Annotated in this window: 20 protein-coding genes; 12 read left to right on the top strand and 8 right to left on the bottom strand. The window is 72.6% G+C overall.

Annotated elements, in window-relative coordinates:
- Window positions 1-30 precede the first annotated feature (30 nt).
- The 3 genes from ACSMTC_RS31810 to ACSMTC_RS31800 all read left to right on the top strand — a co-directional run bounded on the left by ACSMTC_RS31810 (window position 31) and on the right by ACSMTC_RS31800 (window position 2,826).
- Window positions 31-1,626 (top strand): glycerol-3-phosphate dehydrogenase/oxidase, encoded by a 1,596-nt coding sequence (locus ACSMTC_RS31810; RefSeq protein WP_436563184.1) that lies wholly within the window; start codon window positions 31-33, stop codon window positions 1,624-1,626.
- A 649-nt stretch (window positions 1,627-2,275) separates the two neighbouring features.
- Window positions 2,276-2,584 carry a hypothetical protein gene (locus tag ACSMTC_RS31805; protein ID WP_436563183.1) on the top strand — a complete coding sequence of 103 codons (309 nt, stop codon included), beginning with the start codon at window positions 2,276-2,278 and terminating at the stop codon, window positions 2,582-2,584.
- A complete protein-coding gene (locus ACSMTC_RS31800) occupies window positions 2,575-2,826 on the top strand; it encodes a hypothetical protein (protein WP_436563182.1) in 252 nt (83 codons plus the stop codon). Before ACSMTC_RS31805 ends, ACSMTC_RS31800 begins: the two co-directional genes overlap by 10 nt.
- On the opposite strand, the gene ACSMTC_RS31795 is transcribed toward ACSMTC_RS31800, so the two are convergent.
- Window positions 2,819-4,222 carry a GntT/GntP/DsdX family permease gene (locus ACSMTC_RS31795; protein ID WP_436563181.1) on the bottom strand — a complete coding sequence of 468 codons (1,404 nt, stop codon included), beginning with the start codon at window positions 4,220-4,222 and terminating at the stop codon, window positions 2,819-2,821. The genes ACSMTC_RS31800 and ACSMTC_RS31795 overlap by 8 nt on opposite strands.
- Window positions 4,219-4,773, bottom strand: a complete 555-nt coding sequence (locus tag ACSMTC_RS31790; protein WP_436563180.1) for a gluconokinase — start codon at window positions 4,771-4,773, stop codon at window positions 4,219-4,221. The genes ACSMTC_RS31795 and ACSMTC_RS31790 overlap by 4 nt, the downstream gene beginning before the upstream one ends.
- Window positions 4,774-4,911: 138 nt before the next feature.
- Between ACSMTC_RS31790 and ACSMTC_RS31785 the strand changes: the two genes are divergently transcribed.
- Both ACSMTC_RS31785 and ACSMTC_RS31780 read left to right on the top strand, forming a co-directional pair.
- Window positions 4,912-5,607 (top strand): FadR/GntR family transcriptional regulator, encoded by a 696-nt coding sequence (locus ACSMTC_RS31785; RefSeq protein ID WP_436563179.1) that lies wholly within the window; start codon window positions 4,912-4,914, stop codon window positions 5,605-5,607.
- A 248-nt stretch (window positions 5,608-5,855) separates the two neighbouring features.
- Window positions 5,856-6,179 carry a hypothetical protein gene (locus ACSMTC_RS31780; RefSeq protein WP_436563178.1) on the top strand — a complete coding sequence of 108 codons (324 nt, stop codon included), beginning with the start codon at window positions 5,856-5,858 and terminating at the stop codon, window positions 6,177-6,179.
- Between the two features lie 266 nt (window positions 6,180-6,445).
- Here the strand turns inward: ACSMTC_RS31780 and ACSMTC_RS31775 are convergent, their stop codons facing one another.
- The gene (locus ACSMTC_RS31775; protein WP_436564872.1) at window positions 6,446-7,081 is read right to left on the bottom strand and encodes a CGNR zinc finger domain-containing protein; all 636 of its coding nucleotides are present in this window, start codon (window positions 7,079-7,081) and stop codon (window positions 6,446-6,448) included.
- A gap of 191 nt (window positions 7,082-7,272) precedes the next feature.
- Between ACSMTC_RS31775 and ACSMTC_RS31770 the strand changes: the two genes are divergently transcribed.
- The 7 genes from ACSMTC_RS31770 to ACSMTC_RS31740 all read left to right on the top strand — a co-directional run bounded on the left by ACSMTC_RS31770 (window position 7,273) and on the right by ACSMTC_RS31740 (window position 16,425).
- A complete protein-coding gene (locus tag ACSMTC_RS31770) occupies window positions 7,273-8,478 on the top strand; it encodes an MFS transporter (RefSeq protein ID WP_436563177.1) in 1,206 nt (401 codons plus the stop codon).
- Between the two features lie 75 nt (window positions 8,479-8,553).
- The gene (locus ACSMTC_RS31765) at window positions 8,554-9,468 is read left to right on the top strand and encodes a LysR family transcriptional regulator (protein WP_436563176.1); all 915 of its coding nucleotides are present in this window, start codon (window positions 8,554-8,556) and stop codon (window positions 9,466-9,468) included.
- 171 nt (window positions 9,469-9,639) lie between these two features.
- Window positions 9,640-10,860, top strand: a complete 1,221-nt coding sequence (locus ACSMTC_RS31760; RefSeq protein WP_436563175.1) for a cytochrome P450 — start codon at window positions 9,640-9,642, stop codon at window positions 10,858-10,860.
- Between the two features lie 127 nt (window positions 10,861-10,987).
- The gene (hppD, locus tag ACSMTC_RS31755) at window positions 10,988-12,142 is read left to right on the top strand and encodes a 4-hydroxyphenylpyruvate dioxygenase (protein ID WP_436563174.1); all 1,155 of its coding nucleotides are present in this window, start codon (window positions 10,988-10,990) and stop codon (window positions 12,140-12,142) included.
- Window positions 12,143-12,320: 178 nt separating this feature from the next.
- Window positions 12,321-13,241 carry an oxidoreductase gene (locus ACSMTC_RS31750; RefSeq protein ID WP_436563173.1) on the top strand — a complete coding sequence of 307 codons (921 nt, stop codon included), beginning with the start codon at window positions 12,321-12,323 and terminating at the stop codon, window positions 13,239-13,241.
- Window positions 13,238-14,737 (top strand): CoA transferase, encoded by a 1,500-nt coding sequence (locus tag ACSMTC_RS31745; protein WP_436563172.1) that lies wholly within the window; start codon window positions 13,238-13,240, stop codon window positions 14,735-14,737. The genes ACSMTC_RS31750 and ACSMTC_RS31745 overlap by 4 nt, the downstream gene beginning before the upstream one ends.
- 14 nt (window positions 14,738-14,751) lie before the next feature.
- Window positions 14,752-16,425 carry an FAD-binding oxidoreductase gene (locus ACSMTC_RS31740; protein ID WP_436563171.1) on the top strand — a complete coding sequence of 558 codons (1,674 nt, stop codon included), beginning with the start codon at window positions 14,752-14,754 and terminating at the stop codon, window positions 16,423-16,425.
- Window positions 16,426-16,475: 50 nt separating this feature from the next.
- Here ACSMTC_RS31740 and ACSMTC_RS31735 read toward each other — a convergent pair whose 3' ends face one another.
- The 5 genes from ACSMTC_RS31735 to ACSMTC_RS31715 form a co-directional block, all read right to left on the bottom strand.
- Window positions 16,476-16,604 (bottom strand): DUF6126 family protein, encoded by a 129-nt coding sequence (locus tag ACSMTC_RS31735; protein ID WP_436563170.1) that lies wholly within the window; start codon window positions 16,602-16,604, stop codon window positions 16,476-16,478.
- Complete coding sequence (locus ACSMTC_RS31730) at window positions 16,601-16,957, bottom strand: ArsR/SmtB family transcription factor (protein WP_436563169.1); 357 nt, start codon at window positions 16,955-16,957, stop codon at window positions 16,601-16,603. The genes ACSMTC_RS31735 and ACSMTC_RS31730 overlap by 4 nt, the downstream gene beginning before the upstream one ends.
- Window positions 16,958-16,960: 3 nt before the next feature.
- On the bottom strand, window positions 16,961-17,158 hold the full coding sequence (locus tag ACSMTC_RS31725; protein WP_436563168.1) for a hypothetical protein: 198 nt from the start codon (window positions 17,156-17,158) through the stop codon (window positions 16,961-16,963).
- A gap of 276 nt (window positions 17,159-17,434) precedes the next feature.
- Entirely contained in the window at window positions 17,435-22,003 is a 4,569-nt protein-coding gene (locus ACSMTC_RS31720; protein WP_436563167.1) for a hypothetical protein, read from the bottom strand.
- 109 nt (window positions 22,004-22,112) lie between these two features.
- Window positions 22,113-22,985 (bottom strand): hypothetical protein, encoded by an 873-nt coding sequence (locus ACSMTC_RS31715; RefSeq protein ID WP_436563166.1) that lies wholly within the window; start codon window positions 22,983-22,985, stop codon window positions 22,113-22,115.
- Between the last annotated feature and the right edge of the window lie 58 nt (window positions 22,986-23,043).

The raw sequence follows: 23,043 nt of genomic DNA, 5'->3' as shown, positions 1-23,043 counted from the left end.
GCCGCCCGCACCGTGCGCCGTACACACACCATGGCAACCATTCCGACCCTGGGCGCCGAGCGCACCGCCGGACGCACCGCCTCCCGCGCCGAGACCCGCGAGCTGCTGGGCAAGGCGACCTACGACCTGCTGGTGATCGGCGGCGGCATCCTCGGCACGGCCGTGGCCTGGACCGCCTCGCAGGCGGGTCTCAAGGTCGCCATGGTGGATGCGGGCGACTTCGCCGGTGCCACCTCCAGCGCCTCCTCCAAGCTGGTCCACGGCGGTCTGCGCTACCTGCAGACCGGCGCGGTCAAGCTGGTCGCCGAGAACCACAAGGAGCGCCGGGCCCTGGCCACCGACGTGGCCCCGCACCTGGTCAACCCGCTGACCTTCTTCGTGCCCGTCTACAAGGGCGGCCCGCACGGCGCCACCAAGCTGGGTGCCGGCGTCTTCCTGTACTCGGCGCTGTCCGCCTTCCGCGACGGCATGGGCCGGGTCTCCACCGCCGCGCACGCCTCCCAGCAGGTGCCCGCGCTGCGGACCGAGGGCCTGCGCTCGGTCGCGGTCTACGGCGACCACCAGATGAACGACTCGCGCGTCGCCGTGATGACGGTGCGCGCCGCCGTGGACGCGGGCGCCGTGGTGCTCAACCACGCCGAGGTCACCGGCCTGCGCTTCACCCGCGGCCGGGTGACCGGCGCCGAGATCCGCGACCGCCTGGACGGCAGCGAGTTCGGTGTCGACGCCCGTCTGGTGCTGAACGCCACCGGCCCGTGGGTCGACCACCTGCGCAAGATGGAGGACGCGGGCGCCGCGCCCAGCATCCGCCTGTCCAAGGGCGCGCACGTGGTGGTCAAGCGCCGCAGCCCGTGGCGTGCCGCGCTGACCATCCCGATCGACAAGTACCGCGTCTCCTTCGCCATCCCGTGGGAGGACCACGTCCTGCTGGGCACCACGGACGAGGAGTACACCGGTGACCCGCGCGACGTGCGCGCCACCGAGGCCGACATCGACCAGATCCTGGGCGAGGCCTCGCACGCGATCCGCGACGAGCACCTGGACCGCGACCTGATCACCTACTCCTTCGCGGGTCTGCGGGTGCTCCCCGGCGGCCCGGGCGACACCGCCGCCGCCAAGCGCGAGACGGTCGTCACCGAGGGCCGGGGCGGCATGCTCTCGGTCGCCGGCGGCAAGTGGACCACCTACCGCCACATCGGCCGCACCGTGCTGGAGAAGCTGGCGCACGTCTCCGGCACCGGCCTGGCGGACGACATGTCGCCGATCGCCCGGACCGTTCCGCTGCCGGGTGTCGGCACCCCGAACGCCGTCGCCCACCGCCTGCTGATCGACCGCGAGCCCGGCTCGCGGATGGAGCCGCTGGTCGCCAAGCACCTGGCCTCCCACTACGGCACGCTCTCCTTCGAGATCGCGCACCTGATCGCCGAGAACCCCGAGCTGGGCGAGCCGATCCACGAGGACGGCCCGGACGTCTGGGCGCAGGTCGCCTACGCCGCCGACAGCGAGTGGGCCTACACGGCCGACGACGTGCTGCGCCGCCGTACCACGATGACCGTGCGCGGCCTGGACACCCCGGAGATCCGGGAGCAGGTCGAGACGTTCCTGGCCAAGCGCCGGCAGGGCTGAGTGCCCAGGGGCTGATGCCGAGGGGCTGATGCCGGACGGCCGATGAGCGCCGGACGGCCGAGTTCCTGGTCGAAGGGCGGGTACCCGGGAGTGGGTGCCCGCCCTTCGGCATGTCCGGGAGGTGGTGACCTGGCCTGTCCAGCGGACTGGCCCGGACCGGCCCCGGCCGGGCGCGGATGGGCGCGGACGGATGCGAACGGGTGCGGACGGGCTCGACGGCTGGACGGACTGCCCCGGCGCCGATGAGCAGATCATCTGATGTCGGATGGACCGGCAATCCGAGGTCCGATGAACGGACGGTCCGATGCCCGATGAACCGACGGTCCGATGCCCGGTGAACGGACGGTCCGATGCCTGATGAACGGACCGCCTTATGTCGAATGAACGGACGATCCGATCTCGGCTGAACATACCGTCCGACGTCATATGAACGGGCAGTCCGACGTCGGACCGCCGGATGGTCCGATGTCGGACCACCTGATATCGGATGGTCCGAAGAATGCATCGTGAGGTTAGTGCGCCGGGCCATCGGGCAGCACGTCACCGATCGTCGGCGGTGGAACGGGCCGGTGTCCGGTGACGGAACGGCCCGGCATCCGGCCGTGGAGAAGGCCGGCCTCCGGCCACGGGTGGGGTGAGGAGACGGACGATGACGCGCTTCAACGTCAACGCGGCCCGTGCACAGCGGCTTGAAGCACTGGGCGAGCGTTGGGAGTTCGAGGTGGACGGCGAGGTGTTCGTGCTGCCGACCGAGCTGCCGAGGACGGCGGCGCAGCAGTTCGCCCGGCTGGAGGGCACCGATCTCGACGGCCTGCTGCGGCTGTTGCTCGGGGACGGCCAGTTCGAGCGGCTAGGCCGCCATGAGATGAGCGTGCAGGACGTCAGCGCGATCGTGTCGGCCTACGGTGCGGAGACCGGTATGAGCCTGGGGGAATCCGCGACCTCGGCGTGCTCCTGAGCGAGCACGCCGAGGCGATCGAGGCGGATCTGCTGCGGTACTACCGGCTGGACCTGCTGGACTACCACCGGGGTTCGATGTCGGCGCGGCGGCTGCGGGTGCTGGTCCGGCACCTGCCCGAGGACAGTGCGCTCGGCCGGGCACTGCGCGCGTCCGGGGCCGGGGAGTCCACCCCGGGGGATGCGTTCCTCGCGGAGGCCGTCCCGGAGGGGGCCGACTCGGGTGAGGGCGGCGCTAGATGACCAGGCTGAGCGGGAGGATCAGGGCGATGGCGACCACCGAGATCACCGTCTCCATGACCGACCAGGACTTCAGCGTCTGACCGACGCTCATCCCGAAGTACTCCTTCACCAGCCAGAATCCGGCGTCGTTGACGTGCGAGAAGAAGAGCGAGCCGGCGCCGATGGCGAGCACCAGCAGGGCCGAGTGGGTGCTGGACATGTCGGCGGCGAGCGGGGCGACGATGCCGGCCGCGGTGATGGTGGCGACGGTGGCCGAGCCGGTGGCGAGGCGTATCAGTACGGCGATCAGCCAGGCCAGCAGCAGCGCGGAGATGTGCCACTTGCCGGACCACGTGCTCACCGCGTTGCCGACGCCGACGTCCATCAGGGTCTGCTTGAAGCCGCCGCCCGCGCCGACGATGAAGACGATGCCCGCGATCGGGCCGAGCGACTTCTCGACGGTACCGGCGATCCGGGCCCTGTCGAAGCCCGCGGCCTTGCCGAGGGTCAGCATGCCGAGCAGTACCGCGGCGAGCAGGGCGATCAGCGGCGAGCCGATGAAGTCGAGGAAGCGCTGGGTCCCGGCCGAGGGGTTGTCCACCACCACGTCGGCGAGGGCCTTGCCGAGCATCAGCACGACCGGCAGCAGGATGGTGGCGAGCACCGCGCCGAACCGCGGAGTGTGCTCGGGACGCCCGCTCTCGGCCTGGGCGGTCCCGGCCGGGGTGGTCTCCTCCGGGAGGGCCAGCGGGCCGACCCAGCGTTCGGCGACGCGGGCGAACAGCGGTCCGGCGACTATCAGGGTCGGGACGGCGATCAGCAGGCCGAGGGCGAGGGTCACGCCGAGGTCGGCCTTCAGCGCGTCGACGGCGACCAGCGGTCCCGGGTGCGGCGGCACCAGACCGTGCAGCACGGACAGTCCGGCCAGCGCCGGTATGCCGATCCGGATCAGCGGCACGTTTCCGCGCCGGGCGACCAGCAGCACGATCGGGATCAGCAGCACCACGCCGACCTCGAAGAACAGCGGCAGCCCCAGCACGGCCGCGATCAGCGCCATCGACCAGGGCAGCACCCGCTTGCCGGAGCGGGCCAGCACGGTGTCGGCGATGATGTTCGCCCCACCGGAGTCCGCGAGCAGTTTGCCGAGCATCGCGCCCAGGCCGATCAGCAGGCCGACGCTGCTCACCGTGGCGCCGAAGCCGGTGACGAAGCTGCTGGTCAGCTTGTCGAAGGGCGCACCGGCGACGGCGGCGAGCACCCCGGAGCCGACGGTCAGGGCGAGGAAGGGGTGCAGCTTCAGCTTGGTGATCAGGAGCACGATCACCCCGATGCTGAGCAGCACGGCCACCAGGAGCAGGCCGTCGTTGGCGGTGTGGGGCAGGGCCGGTGGGGCGGCCGCGAGGAGGGTGGGCGTCACGCGAGGTCTCCATTGACAGGCCGAATCAGTTCCTCGGCCATCTCGACGAGTTCTGTGGGGGTGTGGGCGACGTCCAGTACCGCGCCGCGCTCGTCCGGCTGGAGCGGTTCGAGAGTGGCGTACTGGGAGTCGAGCAGCGAGGTGGGCATGAAGTGACCGGTGCGCTGGGTGAGCCGGTCCTCGATCAGGCCGTGGCCGCCGCTGAGGTGCAGGAAGAACGCCTTGGGGCAGCCGGTGCGCAGGATGTCGCGGTACTGCCGCTTGAGCGCCGAGCAGGTGACCACGCCGCCGGTACCGGCCTCGGCACGCTCGCCGAGCCAGTCGGCGAGCGCGTGCAGCCAGGGACGGCGGTCCTCGTCGTCCAGCGGGATGCCCGCCGTCATCTTGGCGATGTTGGCCGGCGGGTGGAAGTCGTCGGCCTCGGCGTAGGGGAGGTCCAGCCGCTCCGCCAGCAGCCGGGCGACGGTGGTCTTCCCGACGCCGGAGACGCCCATGACGACCACGATGGGCCGGGGGGCTGTCCGGTGCTGGATCTCGACGCTGAGAGCCATGGGGTAGTGCTCCTGTTCTGCCTGCTCGGGTGCAACCTTCACGCAAAGATATGACTTATTCAAGTGGCCGAAACGCAATCGTCATACTTTCTATGCCTGGCCGTCTGCCGCCGCCCCGGCGCCCTCTACCCTGGACGGATGGAAATCCAGGGCCTGCCCGGCCGACTCCTCGCAGACCTAGGACCAGCCATCGCCTCCGGCGAGATCCCGGCCGGCACCGTGCTGCGCAGCGAGGAGCTGGAGGCCAGGTACGGCGTCTCACGCACGGTGGTCCGCGAGACGGTGCGGATCCTGGAATCGATGCGGATGGTCGCCCCCAAGCGCCGGGTGGGCATCACGGTGCAGCCGAAGTCCGGCTGGGACGTCTTCGACCCGATGGTGATCCGCTGGCGGCTCGCCGGGGCGGACCGTTCGGCCCAGTTGCGTTCACTCGGCTCGCTGCGGGTGGCGGTCGAGCCGGCCGCCGCCGCGCTGGCGGCCCGTCATGCCACCGACGACCAGCGGCGCGAGCTGAGCGCGCTGGCCGTCGAACTGACCGTCACCGCCCGCGCCGCCGACCTGAAGACCTTTCTGCGGCATGACATCGCCTTCCATGCGACCATCCTGAAGGCTTCCGGGAACGAGATGTTCGCACATCTCGGCGACACCGTCGGCGCGGTGCTGACCGGCCGGACGGAGCATCAGCTGATGCCGCATCAGCCGAGGCCGTACGCGGTCCGGCTGCACCGGGAGGTGGCGGACGCGATCTGCGCGGGCGACGCCGCACTGGCCGAGCAGGCGATGCGCACGATCGTGGTGGGGGCGATGGAAGAGCTGGACGCCACCCTGGACTGATCCGACCCGCTCTGCCCTGATGCCCGGTTTGGACACGATTCGACGGTTTCCGGGCATGAACGGCGTCGGACGGGGCAGTGTGTGGCTCGGGTGGCGCAGCGCATGCCGTCTGTACAAGGGGCGCGCCGCTCACATGAGGGGCGCGTCATCCCCGCGAGGGATGCAGTGCGCACACGAGGGGCGCATTGTGGCGAGGAGTGCGCCGGCTCGGTTGTCGGTTGCCGTCGGTCCGCGCTTGGGGGTCCTGGATGTCCGCTGCACGCCGCCGCCTGCCGGACGAGGTACGGTCGGCCGCCGTTCGGGCCTGGCTGAGCTTCTCCTGCACCCTGGTCACACTCATGGTGGCGACGCTGGCCTCGTACGCGGGGAGCTGGCTGCTCGCGCCGGCGCTGCTGGCCACCGCGCTGGGCGTGTTCGGTACCGCGTGGTGCCTGCTGGAGATCTTCATCTCGCGCCAGATCGCGGCGCAGCGGGTGCGCGGGCCCAACTCGGCCTCGCCGATGGCCGGTAGCCGCTATGCGAAACGGCACCCGGAGATGGGCCGGGCGCCGCAGCAGGGCTGGCAGCGGTGAGCCGACGGCAGTGGACCGACCGCGGCGGATGGACTGCGGCGGATTGACAGCAGCCGCTTGGTGACGGCGAGTTGACGGGATTCGGAGGCCGACCGGGAGCGCCCCGGAGTGCGGGACACCGCGTCCGGGCCGCCGACTTCGGGTGGCGGCCCGCGCGAGTGGCCTCGCAGAGTCGCGGAGGGTTCTCGCGCGGGCTGCCGCGTCCCGCCATGGCGCACGGTCGGGCTGTTCGCCGAAACGTCCTACGCCGATGGACCGCCGCCCGCCTACACGGCTGACGGGGCGGCGCCCCGCGTCCCCGGCCGTCCGCCGGTCCGGGCCCGGGCGGCCGCCGCCTGGCGGTACTGGGAGGCCTTGGCCCGGTTGCCGCAGCCGGCCATCGAGCACCAACGGCGGCGCCGCCCGGCCGAGTTGTCGATGAACCGGGCGCTGCAGTCGGCCCCCGCGCAGATCCGCAGGCGGGTGCGCTGCTCGCTGCCGAGTATCTCGGCCGCGTCCACGGCGATCCGGCAGAGCGCGCCGAAGGCGTCCGCCGGAACGGTGTTGAGCCGGAACACCGGCAGGCCCTCGTCCAGGTCCAGGTGCGGCGGGTGCTGCGCCGCGCGGGCCAGCCAGCTGTTGACGACCGCCAGCTGCGCGGCCGCCAGGGGCTCGCCCGCGACCACCGCGACCAGGGCGAGGTCGATGGCCTCGCGTAGCTGCACGGCCTGCGCCAGCAGCGCCTCGTCCACGCCGACCCGACCGGGGGTCAGCTCGGCGGCCGCCAACCAGCGGCCCAAGTCGGCGGGCTCGCGGAGCAGTTCACTGCCGCCCTCGAACCGGTACCTGCGGGTGTTCACGAAGTCGATGCTGGGCCGACCGCCGTACCAGACATAGTCCGGGTCTCTTTCCTCCGTTGTCATAGCCACACGCCCTCCGTCGTCATAACCATATGCTAGGTTAGCTGGCTGATAACCCCATAACCGGTTACTTTCCGCCTGGCCTGTCGCCACGGACCCTGCGGGCCACGGACCGTGCGGACCACAGGCAGCGGGCGGACCGCGAAGAGAGAGGCACACCGATGTCACAGGGGCTGGAAGCGGGAGGACGGTCGGTGAACGGTCGGGTCTGGTTATTGGCCCTCGGCATGTTCGCGATCGGCACCGACCTGTTCATCGTCTCGGGGCTGCTCCCCGAACTGGGCCGGGACCTGAAGCTCTCGACCGAGGCCGCCGGTCAGACCTCGACCGTGTTCGCGATCACCTACGCGATCGCGGCGCCGATCCTCGCCAGCGTCACCTCCCGACTGGACCGGCGGGTGCTGCTGCTGTCCGTACTGGCGGTCTTCACCGTCGGCAACGCGCTCTCCGGGCTGGCCCCGACCTACACGATCCTGCTGATCAGCCGGGTGATCACCGGCGCCGGCGCCGCACTGTACGCGGCCACGGCCTCGGCGGTGGCCGCCCGGATCACCTCGCCCGAGCGGCGCGGACGGGCCCTGGCGATCGTCTACGCCGGAATGACCAGCGCGATCGCCCTCGGCGTGCCGATCGGCAACGAGATCGGCAACCTGACCTCCTGGCGCTGGGCGTTCGGGTTCGTCGCCCTGCTGGCGGTCGTCACCATGGCCGGCCTGTGGGGCAGCATTCCGTCGGTCCCCGGCTCGCCCGGTGTGAGTGTCGCCACCCGGCTGGGCGCGATCCGGGCCAAGCACGCCCCCACCGCGATGCTCACCACCCTGCTGTGGGTCCTCGGCACCTTCACCGTCTACACCTACCTCGGCACCATGCTGGGTGACGTCACCCATGCCGGCGAGTCCACCCGGACCTGGCTGCTGCTGCTCTTCGGTGTCGGCAGCTTCGCCGGTGTCATGGGCGGCGGACGGCTAGCCGACCGGATCAACCCGACCGTCGGACTCGGCTCCACCATCGGACTGCTCGCCGTGGTCCTGGCACTGTTCGGCCTCGCCGTGCACTCCGTCGCCGGGGCCGCCGTGGGCCTGCTGCTCTGGGGGCTGGTGCACTGGGCGAGCTTCCCGCTGATCCAGCACCGCCTGCTGAGCATCGGCGGCAAGAACGGCGACATGCTGCTCGCGCTCAACAACAGCGCCGTCTACATCGGGCAGACGCTGGCCGCCGTCCTCGGCGGCGTGCTGGCCGGCGCGGGCCAGCTCGGCAGGCTCCCCCTGGCGGGCGCCGGGGCCGAGGTGCTGGCCGGGCTCGCGCTGCTGGCCGGTGCCAGCGCGCAGCGCCGCAGCGCCGCGGCGCCGGCCGTACCGTCCGAGCCCGCGGTCCGCGACGGTGCCGCCCAAGCCCGCTGACGAGCCGTCGGATCCGCCCGGCGGGCCCGACCCGCACGGGCGAGGGGGGAATTCCCGATGATGTCACTGCGTCGGATGAAGTACTTCAGTGTGCTCGCCGGACAGCTCCACTTCGGCCGGGCCGCCGAGGAGTTGGGGATCACCCAGTCCGCGCTGTCCCAGCAGATCAAGGCCCTGGAGCGCGAGCTCGGCGTCACTCTGATCGTCAGCCGCGGGGCCAAGGGGGCCGGACTCACCAAGGCCGGGACCGTTCTGCTGGAGGGCGCGGAGCAGATCCTCGCCATGCACGACGGCCTCAGGGACCGGATCCACGAGGCGGCGGAGGGGAACGGCGGCACTCTCAACCTCTCCTACAGCCTCTCCGGCGCCTCCCTCGGCCAGCGCGACCTGGTCGACGAGTTCCGGCGGCGCCACCCCGACGTCCGGATCAACACGGACTCCGGCTGCACCGCCGGCAACCTGGGGCTGCTGCGCTCCGGGGCGGTGGACGCCGCCTTCGTGCGCGAGACCGGCCGGGCACCCGACATCGAGTCGCTGCCGCTCGCCGAGGAGGAACTGGTGGTCGTGCTGCCGCGCGGCCACCGCCTCGCCTCCGCCGTCCGGCTCGCCCCGCGGGCCCTGCGCGGCGAGCCGGTGGCGATGTGGCCGCGGAAGCTGGCGCCCGAGCTGTACGACCGCATCATGGCGCAGGTCTGGGGCGGTTCGCCGCCCGTCGTCGTCCAGGAGGAACCCGACTACGAGAACCTCTGCCTCTCCGTCGCGAGCGGCACCGCGCTGGCGGTGATGGACCGGCGGGTGGCGCAGCGGTACTCCCCGTACGGCACCGTCATCCGCCGGTTCACCGCGCCCGTCCCCACCACGAGGATCGCCATCGCCTGGCGGGCGGCGGAGCCGGAGCCGGTCGTGCGCCGCTTCGTCTCGCTGGCGCGGGAGAGCCGGGCCCGGCTGACCGGGTACGGCAGTGTCCCGCCGGGGGCGGCCGCGAGCTGACGACCTGACATAGAACATCCGTGCGATCGGGACCGGACCGGACCTCCGGCACCGCCCAGCAGCGGGGATAAGCACAACTGGAAAAGCCCAGAAGAAAAGGTTGTTGACGCGACCATCCGGCCCCCGGATACCGTTCCGGCTAAATCGGCCTTCGGAAAGGCGAACCCGAACGTGAACGCCGACGGAACGCGTCAGGTCCGGAATTATCCGTTCAGTGAGCCCACGGGGCTCGAACTCGATCCGTTCTACACCCATCTACGCGAGAACGAACCGCTGAGCCGGGTGAAACTGCCGTACGGCGACGAGGCCTGGCTGTGCACCCGCTACGACGACGTCCGCACGGTGCTCTCCGACACCCGGTTCAGCCGGGCGGAGACCCTGAAGCGGGACGAGCCGCGGATCGGCAGCGAGGTGGTGGACCGCGGTCTGCTGTCGATGGACCCGCCGGACCACTCCCGGCTGCGCCGGGTGGCCAATGCGGGCCTCACCCCCCGTCAGTCCGACCGGCTGCGGCCGCTCACCAAGGAGATCACCGAGCAGCTGATCGACCGGCTGGCCACCCTGGAGCCACCGGTCGACCTGATCGCCGAGTTCATCACCCCGCTCGCGGTCACCGTCATCTGCGAGCTGCTCGGCGTCCCGTACGAGGACCGCGAGGACTTCCAGAAGTGGTCGCAGGCCGTGGTGGCCACCACCTCGATGGAGCCCGCGCAGATCAACGAGTACCTGGAGAACCTGAACCGCTACATGGCGAAGCTGGTCGAACTGCGCCGCCAGGAACCGGCCGACGGCATGCTGAGCGACATGATCAAGGTCCGGGACACCAGCCCGGACCGGCTCAGCGAGGACGAACTCGTCCTGGTGGCAGTCCGGTTGCTGGCTCCCGGCGCCCAGAACACCGTGCTCACGCTGGCCAACTTCCTGCAGGTGCTGATGAAACACCCGCGTGAGCTGGCCCGGCTGCGCGAGCACCCCGAGCTGGTCCCGGCCGCCATCGAGGAACTGGTCCGCTACACGCCGTTCCACACCTCCACCATGTTCCCCCGCTACGCGGTGGAGGACGTCGAGCTCGGCGGGACGGTGATCCGGGCCGGCGAGGCCGTGGTGGGCTCGCTCTGCTCGGCCAACCGCGACCCCGAGGTCTTCTCCGCTCCGGAGGAACTGGACTTCGAGCGGCCCGCCAACCCGCACCTCGGCTTCGGCCAGGGCCACCACTACTGCCCCGGCACCCACCTGGCCAGGATGCAGCTCCAGGTCGCCATCGAGGCGCTCGCCCGGCGGGTCGACGACCTCGCCCTCGCGGTCCCCGAGGAGAGCCTGTCCTGGAAGAAGGGAATGGTCGTCCGCTGGGTGGACGAACTCCCCGTGCGCTGGTCGCGGATCCACTCCTGATTCCTCTAAGCGAAGCCCGCGCCATCTGCTCCGTATTCCGGGTCCCGTATTCCGGGTCCCGCGCTTCGGATCCCCCACTCCGCCGGCTGCCCGGAAATACCTCGTCCAACAAAGGATCAGACCTTCCATGAGCGCTGTGCAGACTCTTTCCGCCACGACCGATCTGTCGACGAACCCGTTCCCGCTACTCGGTACCGATGCCGTGGTCTTCGCCGTTGGCAACGCCCGCCAGGCGGCGCACTTCTACCGCTCGGCCTTCCGGATGCGGGTCACCGCCTACTCGGGCCCCGAGACCGGTGCCTCCGACCTCGCCTCCTACGTGGTGGAGTCGGGCAAGGCCCGGTTCGTGCTGACCTCCGTGGTCACCCCGTCCACCGAGCGGGCCCGCCGGACGGCCGAGCACGTCTCGGTCCACGGCGACGGCGTCACCGACATAGCCCTCCAGGTGCCGGACGCCCGCGCCGCGTACGCGCACGCCGTGGCCCGGGGCGCCAAGGGCATCGAGGAACCGTACGAGCTGACCGATGAGTTCGGCACCGTGGTGCTCGCCAGCATCGCCGTCTACGGCGACACCCGGCACACCTTCGTCGACCGCTCCCGCTACGAGGGCCCGTACCTGCCCGGGTACGTCCCGGTCGAGCCGGCCGCCGGTGAGCCGCGCGACGGCTCGGGCGACCTCTTCAAGTACGTCGACCACTGCGTGGGCAACGTCGAGCTCGGCGAGATGAACGCCTGGACCGACTTCTACCGGCGCGCCATGGGCTTCACCGAGATCCAGGAGTTCACCGAGGACGACATCGCCACCGAGTACTCGGCGCTGACCTCCAAGGCACTGGCGGACGGCTCCAACCGGGTGATGTTCAACATCACCGAGCCGGCCATCGGCAAGAAGAAGTCCCAGATCGAGGAGTACCTGGAGTACTACGGCGGCCCGGGCGTCCAGCACATCGCGCTGGCCACCGACGACATCGCGGCCACCGTGCGCCTGATGGCGGCGCACGGCGTGGAGTTCCTGACCACGCCGGACGCCTACTACGACACCCTCGCCGAGCGGGTCGGCCCCACCCGGGTGCCGATCGGGGAGCTGCGGGAGCTGAACGTACTGGCCGACCGCGACGAGAACGGCTACCTGCTGCAGATCTTCACCAAGCCGGTGGTCGACCGCCCGACCGTGTTCTTCGAGATCATCGAGCGGCGCGGCTCCAAGGGCTTCGGCAAGGGCAACTTCAAGGCGCTGTTCGAGGCGATCGAGCGCGAGCAGGCCCGCCGCGGGAACCTCTGACCGCCGGCCGGCGACCCGACCGGCCACCGACCGGTGACCTTCCTGGCCGCCGGTCGGTGCCCCGGGTGACCACCGGCCGGAGCCCCGGCTGGCCGCCGGTCGGTGCCCCGGCTGACCACCGGCCGGAGCCCCGGCCACGATTTTTCTCGCCCACCACCAACCGAAAGAGCAGAGCAAGATGACGGTGTGGTTCATCACCGGGGCGTCCCGCGGCCTCGGTCTGGAGATCGCCCGAGCCGCCCTGGCGGCCGGAGACCGGGTCGTCGCCACGGCCAGGGACGCCGACTCCGCGCGACGCGCCCTGCCGGCGGACCAGGACGGCCTGCTGGTGCTGCCGCTGGACGTGACCGACCAGGCCGCCGCCGAGGCCGCCGCCGCCCGCGCCCTCGAGCGCTTCGGCCGGATCGACGTCCTGGTCAACAACGCCGGCTACGGCGTGGCCGGAGCCGTCGAGGAGACCTCGGACGAGGAGGCCAGGAGCCTGTTCGACACCAATGTGTTCGGACTGCTCAACGTCACCAGGGCGGTCCTGCCCACCCTGCGGGCGCAGCGCCGCGGACACCTCGTCAACATCGGTTCGGTGGGCGGGTTCAGCCAGGGTGCCGGCTCCGGGATCTACGGCGCCAGCAAGTTCGCGGTGGAGGGCATCACCGAGGCTCTGCACGCCGAGCTGTCCGGGCTCGGCATCGCGGTCACGGTGGTCGAACCCGGCCAGTTCCGGACCGACTTCCTCGACCCGGCCAGCCTGCGCCAGGCCGCCCGCACCATCGACGACTACGCCGGCACCGCGGGCGCCCGGCGTACCCAGTTCGCCGATGTCAGCGGTCACCAGCTCGGCGACCCGGCGAAGGCCGGCCGCGCCGTCGTCGCCCTGACCAGGGCCCAACACCCGCCACTGCGGCTGCCGTTGGGCCAGGACAGCCTGGAGCGGATCGAGGCCAAGCTCGCCCAGGTCGCGCAGGAGATCGCGGCCTGGCGCGAGCTGGCCTCCTCCACCGGCCACGGACCGGCCCCGACAGCGCCTGCCCTGACAGCGCCTGCCCTGACAGAGTCCGCTCAGACCGGGCCTGCCCGGACCACGGAAGGAGGCCGGGCATGACACTCACCGACCGGATCGAAGCGGCGATATCCAAGCCCGCCACCGACGACGCCTTCGACGTCCACGCCGCACTCGACGAGGTGCTGGGCGACATCGGCATGACGGCCGCCGACACGGGTGGCGGCATCACCTTCCGCGGCGCCGACCCGGTGGTGCCCAGCACGCTCCGCCTCGGCGCCGCCGCCGGGATCGCGCTGGTCGCCAAGTCGGCGGCGGTGGCCGGACTCCGGCGCCTGCGCGGCGGTTCGGGCCAGGACATCTCGGTGGACCTGCGGGTCGCCCCGCACCGGCTCTGCCCGTTCTACGACCGCAAGTGGGAGCTGATCAACGGCTCCCCGCTGAGCGAGTCCTCCAACCCCAGCAACGCGCTCGGCTGGTCCTTCTACCGCAGCCGGGACGGCCGGTGGATGATGCCGCAGAACATGTACCCCAAGATCAAGGTGGCCGCCCAGAAGCTGCTGGGCGTCCCCGACGACTCGGACGCGGTCGCGGCCGCGATCGCCCGCTGGGACGGCCGCGAGCTCGAGGAGGCCGGCAACCGGGCCGGGGTCGTGATGGCGATGCTCCGCGAGACCGGGGAGTTCCTGGCCGAGCCCCAGTACCGGGACGTGCTGGCGCACCTGCCGCTGATCGAGATCGAGAAGATCGGCGACAGCGAGCCCGAGCCCCTGCCACCCACGCTCGCCGGTCTGGAGAACCCGCTGGACGGCGTCCGGGCGCTCGGCATGGGCCATGTCATCGCCGGTGCCGGGGTCGGCCGGGCGCTCGCCCTGCACGGCGCCGACGTGCTCAACCTCTGGCGCCCGGACGAACTGGAGCACGAGCGCAGCTACATCAGCGCCAACGTCGGCGTCCGCTCGGCCTTCCTGGACCCGTACCGGGCCGAGGGCCGGAACCTGGTCCGCGAACTGCTGCGGGACGCCGACGTGTTCTACGCCAACCGGCGCCCCGGCTACCTGGCCGGGATCGGACTGTCCGCCGCCGAGGCCGCCGCCGTCCGCCCCGGCATCGTGTACGCGACCAACTCGCTGGCCGGCGAGCAGGGGCCGTGGGCCGGCCGGATCGGCTTCGACCAGACCGCGGGCAGCCTGGTCGGCATCATGAACCTCGAAGGGGAGAACGGCGTCCCCGCCCTTCCGCCGGTCATGGTGGTCAACGACTACATCACCTCCTGGCTGACCACGGCCGGGATCGTGGCGGCGCTGTCCCGGCGGGCCCGCGAGGGCGGCAGCTACCGGGTGCACGTCTCACTGGTCCGGGCCGCCCTGTGGATCCTCAGCCTGGGCATCTTCGACCAGGGCTACGCCCGCTCGGTCGCCGGTACCGGAGTCGAGCACGCCTACCTCGACCCCGAGACCTTCACCGCCGACACCCCGCTCGGGCACTACCAGGGCGTCACGGACCAGGTCGCCATGTCGGCCACTCCCGGCCGCTACCGCCACATCCTCGTCCCGCGCGGCTCCTCCGCGCCCGTCTGGCTGCCCGCCGCCAACTGACCAGAACACCGGAGATGACCGACATGAACCGACGCTCCCTGCTGACCGGCACCGTCGCGCTGGCGGCGAGCGGAACCGTGGTGTCCCTGGCCGACCCCGAGCCGGCCGGCGCGTCCGAGGCCCCGGCCGGCAGACGGACCCCGAAGGACGCCGTCACCGTGCTCCCCGGCGATCCCCGTTACGAAGCTCTGGTGGTGGGCAACAACGCCCGCTGGGTGGGCCGCCCCGAAGCCGTCCGGCTGGTGTCGAGCACCGAGCAGGTCGTCCGGGCGGTGCAGGAGGCCGTGGACGGCGGCAAGCGGATCTCGGTGCGCAGCGGCGGCCACTGCTACGCCGACTTCGTCTTCAACCCGGCCGTCCAGCTGGTCATCGACACCACCCCCATGCACGCCGTGTACTTCGACGAGCAGCGGCGGGCCTTCGCCGTCGAGGCCGGTGCGACCCTGCTCCAGGCGTACGAGGAGCTGTACAAGAACTGGGGCGTGACCATCCCCGGCGGCCGCTGCTACTCGGTGGGCGCCGGCGGCCATGTCACCGGCGGCGGGTACGGCTTCCTCTCCCGCAAGCACGGCCTCACCACCGACCACCTGTACGCGGTCGAGGTCGTGGTGGTCGGGGCCGACGGGCGGGCCCGCAGCGTGGTGGCCACCCGGGAGCCCGACGATCCGCACCGCGACCTGTGGTGGGCCCACACCGGGGCCGGCGGGGGCAACTTCGGTGTGGTGACCAGGTTCTGGTTCCGTACGCCCGGTGCCCGGGGCACCGACCCGGCGGGGCTGCTGGTACGCCCGCCGAAGGAGGTGCTGGTCAACGCGGCGGCGCTGCCGTGGAGCGGCCTCGATCTCGCCGGCTTCACCGCCCTGGTGCGCAACTACGGGCGCTGGCACGAGCGGAACAGCGACCCGGACTCGCCGTACGCCACCCTGTGCAGCTTCCTGACGCTCTGCCACCAGTCCAACGGCACCATCAGTCTGCTGACCCAGATCGACGGCACCCTGCCCGACGCGGAACGGCTGCTGGCCGACTACCTCGCCGAACTCACCGACGGGGGGCGGCTCACCGTCAGGCCGCTCACCCGGCCGGCCGGCGAGGACCGGGCGATGCCGGAGCTGTTCACCCCGCGCCGGCTGCCGTGGCTCACCGCCACCAAGTACCTGGGCTCCAACAACTCCGCGCTCGCCAACCCCACGCTGCGCGGTGCCCACAAGTCCGTCTACCTGCGGCAGGGTTTCACCGACGAGCAGACAGCGGCGCTCTACCGGCACCTGACCCGCACCGACCACCACAACCCGACCTCGACGGTCTCGCTGCTCTCGTACGGGGGCCGGATCAACTCGGTGCGGCCCGAGGAGACCGCGTCGGTCCAACGCGACTCCAAGTTCAAGGCGCTGTTCCAGAGCCTGTGGCCCGACCAGGCCGACGACGCCGCCAACATCGCCTGGACCCGCGAGGTCTACCACGACGTCTTCGCCTCGACCGGCGGCTACCCCGTCCCCGGCGCCCAGACCGACGGCTGCTACATCAACTACGCCGACACCGACATCACCGACCCGGCCCTGAACCGCTCGGGCGTCCCCTGGTACACCCTCTACTACGGCGCCAACTACCCCCGTCTGCAACGGGTCAAGGCCGCCTATGACCCCCACGGCGTCTTCTGTCACCCGCAGTCCATCACCCCGGCCGCGTAACCGTACGGGCCCGCCCGGCCACCGGCCCGGCGGGCCGGGCGGGAGCCCGGTCAGCGCTTGCCGAGGGTGAAGAGCAGAATCATGAAGCCCGCCCAGATGTGGGTCGCCGCGATGTAGATGACCGCCCGGGTCAGCATCGCCCTGCGGCGGCTCTTCTCCTCGGTCCTGCCGTCGGTCATCGGGGGACTCCCTGGGGTTCTGCGGCCGGGCCGCCGCGCAGCTGGGCCAGCAGCGTGCCCTGGTCGGCGAGCAGGTCGGTGAGGATGCGGCGCGCGGCGCTGAGCAGCTCGGCGACGTCGGGGGTGCTCAGCTCGTACACCACGGTGTTGCCCTCGCGGGTGGCGGTGACCAGCTGGGTGCGGCGCAGTACGGCGAGTTGCTGGGAGAGGCTGGAGGCCTCGATGTCGATCTCGGTGAGGAGTTCACGGACGGGGCGCGGGCCGTCCTGGAGGAGTTCGAGTACGCGGATCCGGACCGGGTGACCGAGGGTGCGGAAGAAGTCCGCCTTGGCCTGGTACAGCGGTACCGGCATGCTTCAGTCCTCGTCCTCTAGGTCGTCGTCCGGTTCACGCGCGACCTTGATGCTGTGGCGGGCGGCGATGCGCAGCAGCGCCGTGATCCGGCCCCGGTACGCGTCGGCACCGTCGTCGTCCCCGGCCTCGCGGGCTGCCGCCAGGTCGAGCCTTGCCTGTGCGAGCTGGTCGCGCAGTTCCTCGGCGAACACGTCGGTCACGCGTACAGGATCTATGAATGTGAAGAATTCTTCAAGTTGACCGCCGAGGGCCCGGACCTCGAAGCCGGGGTGCCGGGCGGGGGGCGGACAGCCCGCCGGGGATCCCGCGGCCGCGCTTCGCGACGGCTCGAGGACGGCCGTACGCCATCACGCCAAGGGCGGCCGCATACCTTTGCGACCTGCCGGTTCATCCGGCCGCCGGAGCGGCGGCCCCAGGCCGGGGGCGGCCGGGCGCGGTGCCCGGCCGCCGGCCGCCCGTCATCGCAGGGGCGCCGTTCAGACGGCTGCCGCCTCCACCGGCCGCTTGAACATCCGGGTGGCGGTGATCTCGCCGTGGATGGTCGGGCCTTCCGGGTCCTGGGGGGCCGGGAGGCCGGGGCGCAGATGCTCCTCGACGGAGATGTACTTGAGGCCGGCCCGCAGGTCCGCGTCGTTGCGCAGCCGGATGACCAGCGGGAACTCGGCCAGCGCCGTGGTGTCGAACAGGCCGGTGGTGTAGATCAGCTGGACGCCGAGCGCGTCGGCCACCGCGCGCTGGAGCTCCAGCAGGTAGGTGGCGTTGGCGCGGCCGATCGGGTTGTCCAGGAAGAGCGTTCCGGCGTGGCGGAGCTGGGACTGGCCGCGGTCGTTGGCGCGCAGTGCGGCCATGGTGCAGTAGAGCGCGATGGCGGCGGTGAGCAGCTGGCCGCCGGAGAAGACGTCGGACATCTGGCCGACACCGACGCGTTCGGCGCGCAGCACGGCGTCCGGCTTGAGGATCTCGACGCTGACGCCCTTGGGGCCGATGGCGGCGGCGACTCCGCGCAGCAGCAGGGACATTCCGTCCCGGCGCAGGTCGGAGTTCTTCTTGACGGCGGCCCGGGTGGCCTCGTCGATGACCTCACCGAGGCGTTCGACCAGGACCGCGTGGTCCGGGTCCTCGAAGCGGATCCGCAGGAACTCCTGACCGGACCACTCCCCCAGGCCCTCGGGCAGCCGGGACAGGCGCTGGGCGGCGCGCAGGGTGGCCAGCGAACTCTCCACCAGGCCGCGCAGGCGGTCCACGATGGAGCCCCGGTTGCGCTCCAGCTGCGCCAACTCGTCGCTGAGGACCCGCAGTCGGGGTGCGAAGGCGGTGGCCCAGGCGGCGGCGTGGTCGGGCAGCGTGGCGGCCGGGAGTTCGCGGATCTGCTGCCGCGCGGGGGTGCGGACGGCCTCGAAACGGGCGGCGTTGGCGTGCCGGATCAGGGCGTCGGCGGCGTCCCGGACGGCGAGTTCGGCGGCGGTGAGCTCGGTGGCCGCGGCGCGCAGGGCGCGGCGGGTCTCGGTGGCCGAGCTGCGGGCCTCGGCGAGGCTGCCGAGGTACGGGTCCGAACTCTGCTCACCCTCCTCGGAGTTGTCCCGCAGGCCGTCGCGGAGCTGGGCCGCCACCTCGTCGAAGTCCGTGGCGGCGCTCTGGGCGGAGTCCAGGGTGCGCTGGAGGTCGGCGTACTCGGTGCGGGCGGTTTCGACCTGCTCGCGGCGCTCGGCCAGCAGCGAGGTGGCGGTGCGCAGCAGGGTCTGGGCGTGCTCGGGGTCGGTGGGGACGAGGTCCTCGGGCAGTTCGGTGTGGGCCTCGGCGCCGTCGGCGGGGGCGGAGCGCTCGGCCTCGCCGCGCAGGCGGCCGAGTTGCTCGCTCGCGGTGGCGGAGCGGGCCTCGATGGTGGCGACCAGTTCCTCGGCGCGGGTGGCGGCGGCCTGGCGGGCGGGGCCGTCGGCGCCGTCGGGGCTGGAGAGCAGTTCCTCGGCGCGGGTGCGGACCTTGTTGGTGAGGCGGTCCAGCTCAGCGGCGGCGGCCGCCTCGTCGCCTTCGGCGCGGGCCTGTTCGGCGCGCAGGTCGGCGCCGACCCCGACCTTCTCGTACAGCTGGGAGGCGGCCCGGTAGGCCTCGCGCAGGGCCGGCAGCGAGGCGGGGGTCTCGTCGGGTTCGACGGTCTCGGTGCCGGCGGAGATCTCGGCACGCTCGGCGCGCAGGGTGCGGGCGGTGCGACGGGCGTCGTCGGCGGCGCGCTGGGCGGCACGCCGGTCCTCGTCGCAGGTGCGGGCGCGCTCGGCGCAGACGGCCTGGCGGCGGTCGCACTCGGCGGCGTCCTCGGTGAGTTCGCGGCGGCGGCGGGCCCAGTTGGCGCGTTCGCGCAGCCGGAAGGCGAGTCCGGCCAGGGCGTCGGCGCGGCGGCGGGCGCGCTGGGCACTCTCGCGGTGCTCCTCGTGGACGGCGGCCGCGCCGGCGTGGTCGGTCTCGGCCTCGGCGTGCTCGGCCCGCAGGGTGGTGAGTCCGGCGGCGGCGCTCTCCTCGGCGAGCGCGGCGGCCTGGACCGCTTCGGCGAGCTCGGCGAGGGTGCCGGGCGGGCAGCTGGCGTGCCAGGAGGCGAGGCGGGCGGCGAGGGCGCGGTCGTGGCCGAGGCGGGCGGCGAGTTCGCGGATGTGCTCCTCGCGGGCCGTGGCCCGGGCGCGCAGTTCGCGGCGCTCGTCGTCGGCGGCGCTCTCGTCGTGCATGGCCGGGTTCGGCGGCACCAGGAAGAACGGGGGCTCCTCGGCGATCGGGGCGATCAGCGAGGCGGCGGTGCCGACGGCGACGGTGGAGCGCGGCAGCAGTGCGGCGCTCCCCAGCGCCTCGCGGGCACGGTCCAGCGCACCGGGGTCGGTGACGACCACGCCGTCGACCAGTTCGGGCCGGGCGGCGAGGATCGCCTCGTGGTCGGCCGGGTCGACGGACTGGGCCAGGTAGCGCCAGCCGGGCAGGGCCGGGATGCCGTGCTCACCGAGGTACTCGACGGTGGCGAGCACGTCGGGTCCCGGCGGCAGCAGACCGCCGTCGCCGAGCGCGGCGAGGATGCGCGAGTCGTCGGCGGCGGCCGTACGGAGGTCGAAGAGGGTGCGCTCGGCGGTCGCGATGGCCTGGTCGAGCTGTTCGCGCAGGTCGTCGGCGTTGGCGTCGAGTACGGCGGGGGTGAGGAAGCCCTCGCCCTCGTCGGCGCCCTCCTGGTACGGCGTCAGGGAGAGCAGGTCGGCGAGGCGCTCCTCGGCGGCGAGCAGGGCGGCGGTGCGCTGCTCGGCGGCCAGGGCGCGGCGGGCGGCGGTGTGGGCGTCGGCGGCGCGGGCGGCGGCGAGTTCGGCCTTGGCCGCCAGGGTCGAGGTCTCGCGGACCCGGGCGGCGGTCTGCTCGGCGGCGGCGCGGGCCTTCTCCAGCGCGGCGGTGGCGGCCTTCTCGGCGTCGGAGGCGAACAGGGCGGCCCGGGCCGGGTCACCTCCACCGTTCGACTCGGCGTCCGCGTCGATCCAGCCGGCCTCGACGGCGGCCTGGGTCTCCTGCTCGACCTCGGCGAGGCGCTGGCGCAGGTGCTCGTCCTCGCTGCGGGCCTTCTGCGCGGCGGTGGCGGCGGCGGTGGCCTCGGCCTGTGCGGCGGCGCCGTCGGACTGCAGCTCCTCGGCGCGCGTCTCCTCCTGGTCGGCGCGGGTCTCGGCGGCGACGGCGGCGCTCTCCAGCGCGCGGGCCAGGGCGCCGGCGGCCTTGGCCCGGGCGGCGAGCGCGGGCGCGGCGTCCAGCTCGGCCTCGCGGATCGCGGCGGCGACCCGGGCCACCCGGTCGGCGGCGGCGCGGTGGCGCAGCACGGCCTCGGCGGCCTGCCAGGCGGAGTGCAGCGTACGGGCCTCGGTCAGTTCGCGGCGCAGTGCGGCGGCTTCGCCGGTGGCGGCGGCGAGCCCGAGGGTGGCATGGCGGTGGGTCAGTTCGGCGACGATCAGCGAGTGCCGGGTGCGGTCGGTCTCGGCGGCGGTGACGGCGCTCGCGGCGGCCGCGACCTCGACGGCGAGGTCCTGGGCGCGGTCGCGTTCGGCGGCGGCGCGGGTGGCCAGCGCGTACGCGAGGCGGCGGGTACGGCGCTCGGCGGTGCGGTGGGTCTCGCGGACGCTCTCCCGGGCGGTGGTGCAGTCGGCGATCCGCTGCAGCAGGTCGAGCGAGCCCGCGGTGAAGTCGCGTTCGGCGGTGAGTTCGGAGCGGCGGCCGAGCTTGGCGGCGAAGCCGTGGACCAGGTCGGCGAGGCCGTCGGTGTCGCGGGTGTCGGTGACGGCGCGCAGCAGCAGATCGGTGAAGTCGGAGTCGTGCTTGACCGCGAAGAGGCCGGCCGCCTCACCCTCGTCGGCGTTCATCTCGCGCTGGTAGCGGAAGAGTTCGGGGTCGAGGCCGAGCTCGCCGAGGTGCTCGGTCCAGCGGTCGTGGCCGTCCTCGAAGGTGAGGTCGAGGTACGGGTGGGCCTTGCCGGTCTCGGTGAGGGAGTCACGGAAGCCCTTCATGGTGCGGCGGCGGCCGCGGGCCTTCTGGTCGGCCAGGTTGATCCGCTCGGCGACCGGGAGCGAGTCCAGGGTGAGGCCGGGGCCGGGGCGGAAGGAGTACCAGAGCTCGGCGAACTTGCGCGGGTCGGAGGAGACCTGGCGGCCGCGCCACTCGCTGACCTTGCCGACCACGATCAGCTCGCCGGTGCGGGTGTGCTGCCACTCCAGGGCGACGTGCCCGCAGTCGTCGGCGAGCAGGAACTTGCGCAGCACGCCGGAGCTGGCCCCGCCGAGGGTGTTGCGGTGACCGGGCAGCATCACCGAGAAGATCAGCTTGAGCAGGACGGACTTGCCGCCGCCGTTCTCCAGGAAGAGCACACCGGCGGGGGCGGGGCGGCGCTGCGGGCCCTCCTGGTCCTCGCCGAACAGGCCGATCTGCTGCGGCGCGGGCTCGGGCACCGGTTCGCCGACGCCGCGCAGGTCGAGCACCGTGTCGGCGTAGCGGGCGCCGGCCGGTCCGATCGAGTAGAGGCGGACCCGGTTGAGCTCGTACATGTGCGGCGGTTCTCCAGTGACAGGGGGTCGGGGTGGTCAGGGATCGGTGGGGGCACCGTGCCCGGAGCGCGTGGAACTCCGGGCACGTGGCGGGCGGGGCGCCCGGGGCTCAGAGCGCGTGGAACGGCAGGCCCGCGTCGGCGACCAGTTCCTCGCTGTCGTCGGCGGGCAGCAGGCTGGCGGTACCGTCGCTGACGGCGACCACGCCGAGGTCCAGCAGTTCGGCCATCGCGGCGCTGCCCGCCAGGTCGCGGACCTGGAGCTGGTAGCGCGCGGTGGTGCGGTAGGTGCCGCCGGAGTCGTCCGAGACCTTCTGCAGGAAGCCGGAGTCGACCAGGAAGAGCACCGCCTTGGAGACGATGCCGATGGTCGAACCGGCCAGCCTGCGGGCGTCCTTGGTGGCGCCGGTGGCGCTGCGGCGGGCCCAGACCCGCCAGGCGGACTCCAGCCCGGGCGCGTCGCTGGCCGGGTCGGTGTTGGCGCCCGCGGCCTCGGCCTGCTGCTCCAGCCGTCGGCAGGCCTGGCGGACGAAGGCGTCCACGCCGTTGACGCTGACCCGGCCGAGGTAGCCGTCGTCGGCCAGGTCCTCCGGGCGCGGGAAGGCCATCGCGGCGACGGCCAGGTGCGCCAGGCCGTGCAGGAAGCGGTCGGTGGACTCGGCTGCGGCGCGGCGGGAGTAGTCGCCCATCCGGACCGCGAAGACCGACTCCTCGGCGGCGGCGACGGCCATGCCCGCGCGCGGGGAGACCTCCAGGACCACCAGGCCCATGCCGGTCGCGACGGCGTCGGCGAGCCGCGCGAACGGCGGATCCTCGCGGTGGCGGCGGATCAGCTCGGCGTACTCCGCGTCACGGGCCGGCAGCAGCTTGGCCTGCAGCCCGAAGGAGACCAGCCGCGCGGCGTCGGCCACGTCGGCGGGCGTGATCGGTGCCGGGGCGGGCTCGGGGTCGGGCGCCCAGGTCGCGTCCGGGTGAGTGATCACGGGCGGTGCTCCTTGCGGATGGTGCGGGCGGAACTGAACTGCCTTCGGGGCTTTTCAG

This window comes from Kitasatospora sp. HPM-01-4, assembly GCF_051374625.1.
Taxonomy (GTDB): domain Bacteria; phylum Actinomycetota; class Actinomycetes; order Streptomycetales; family Streptomycetaceae; genus Kitasatospora.
The sequence above is the reverse complement of the archived record's forward strand: the minus strand, read 5'-3'. Positions and strand labels throughout refer to the sequence as shown.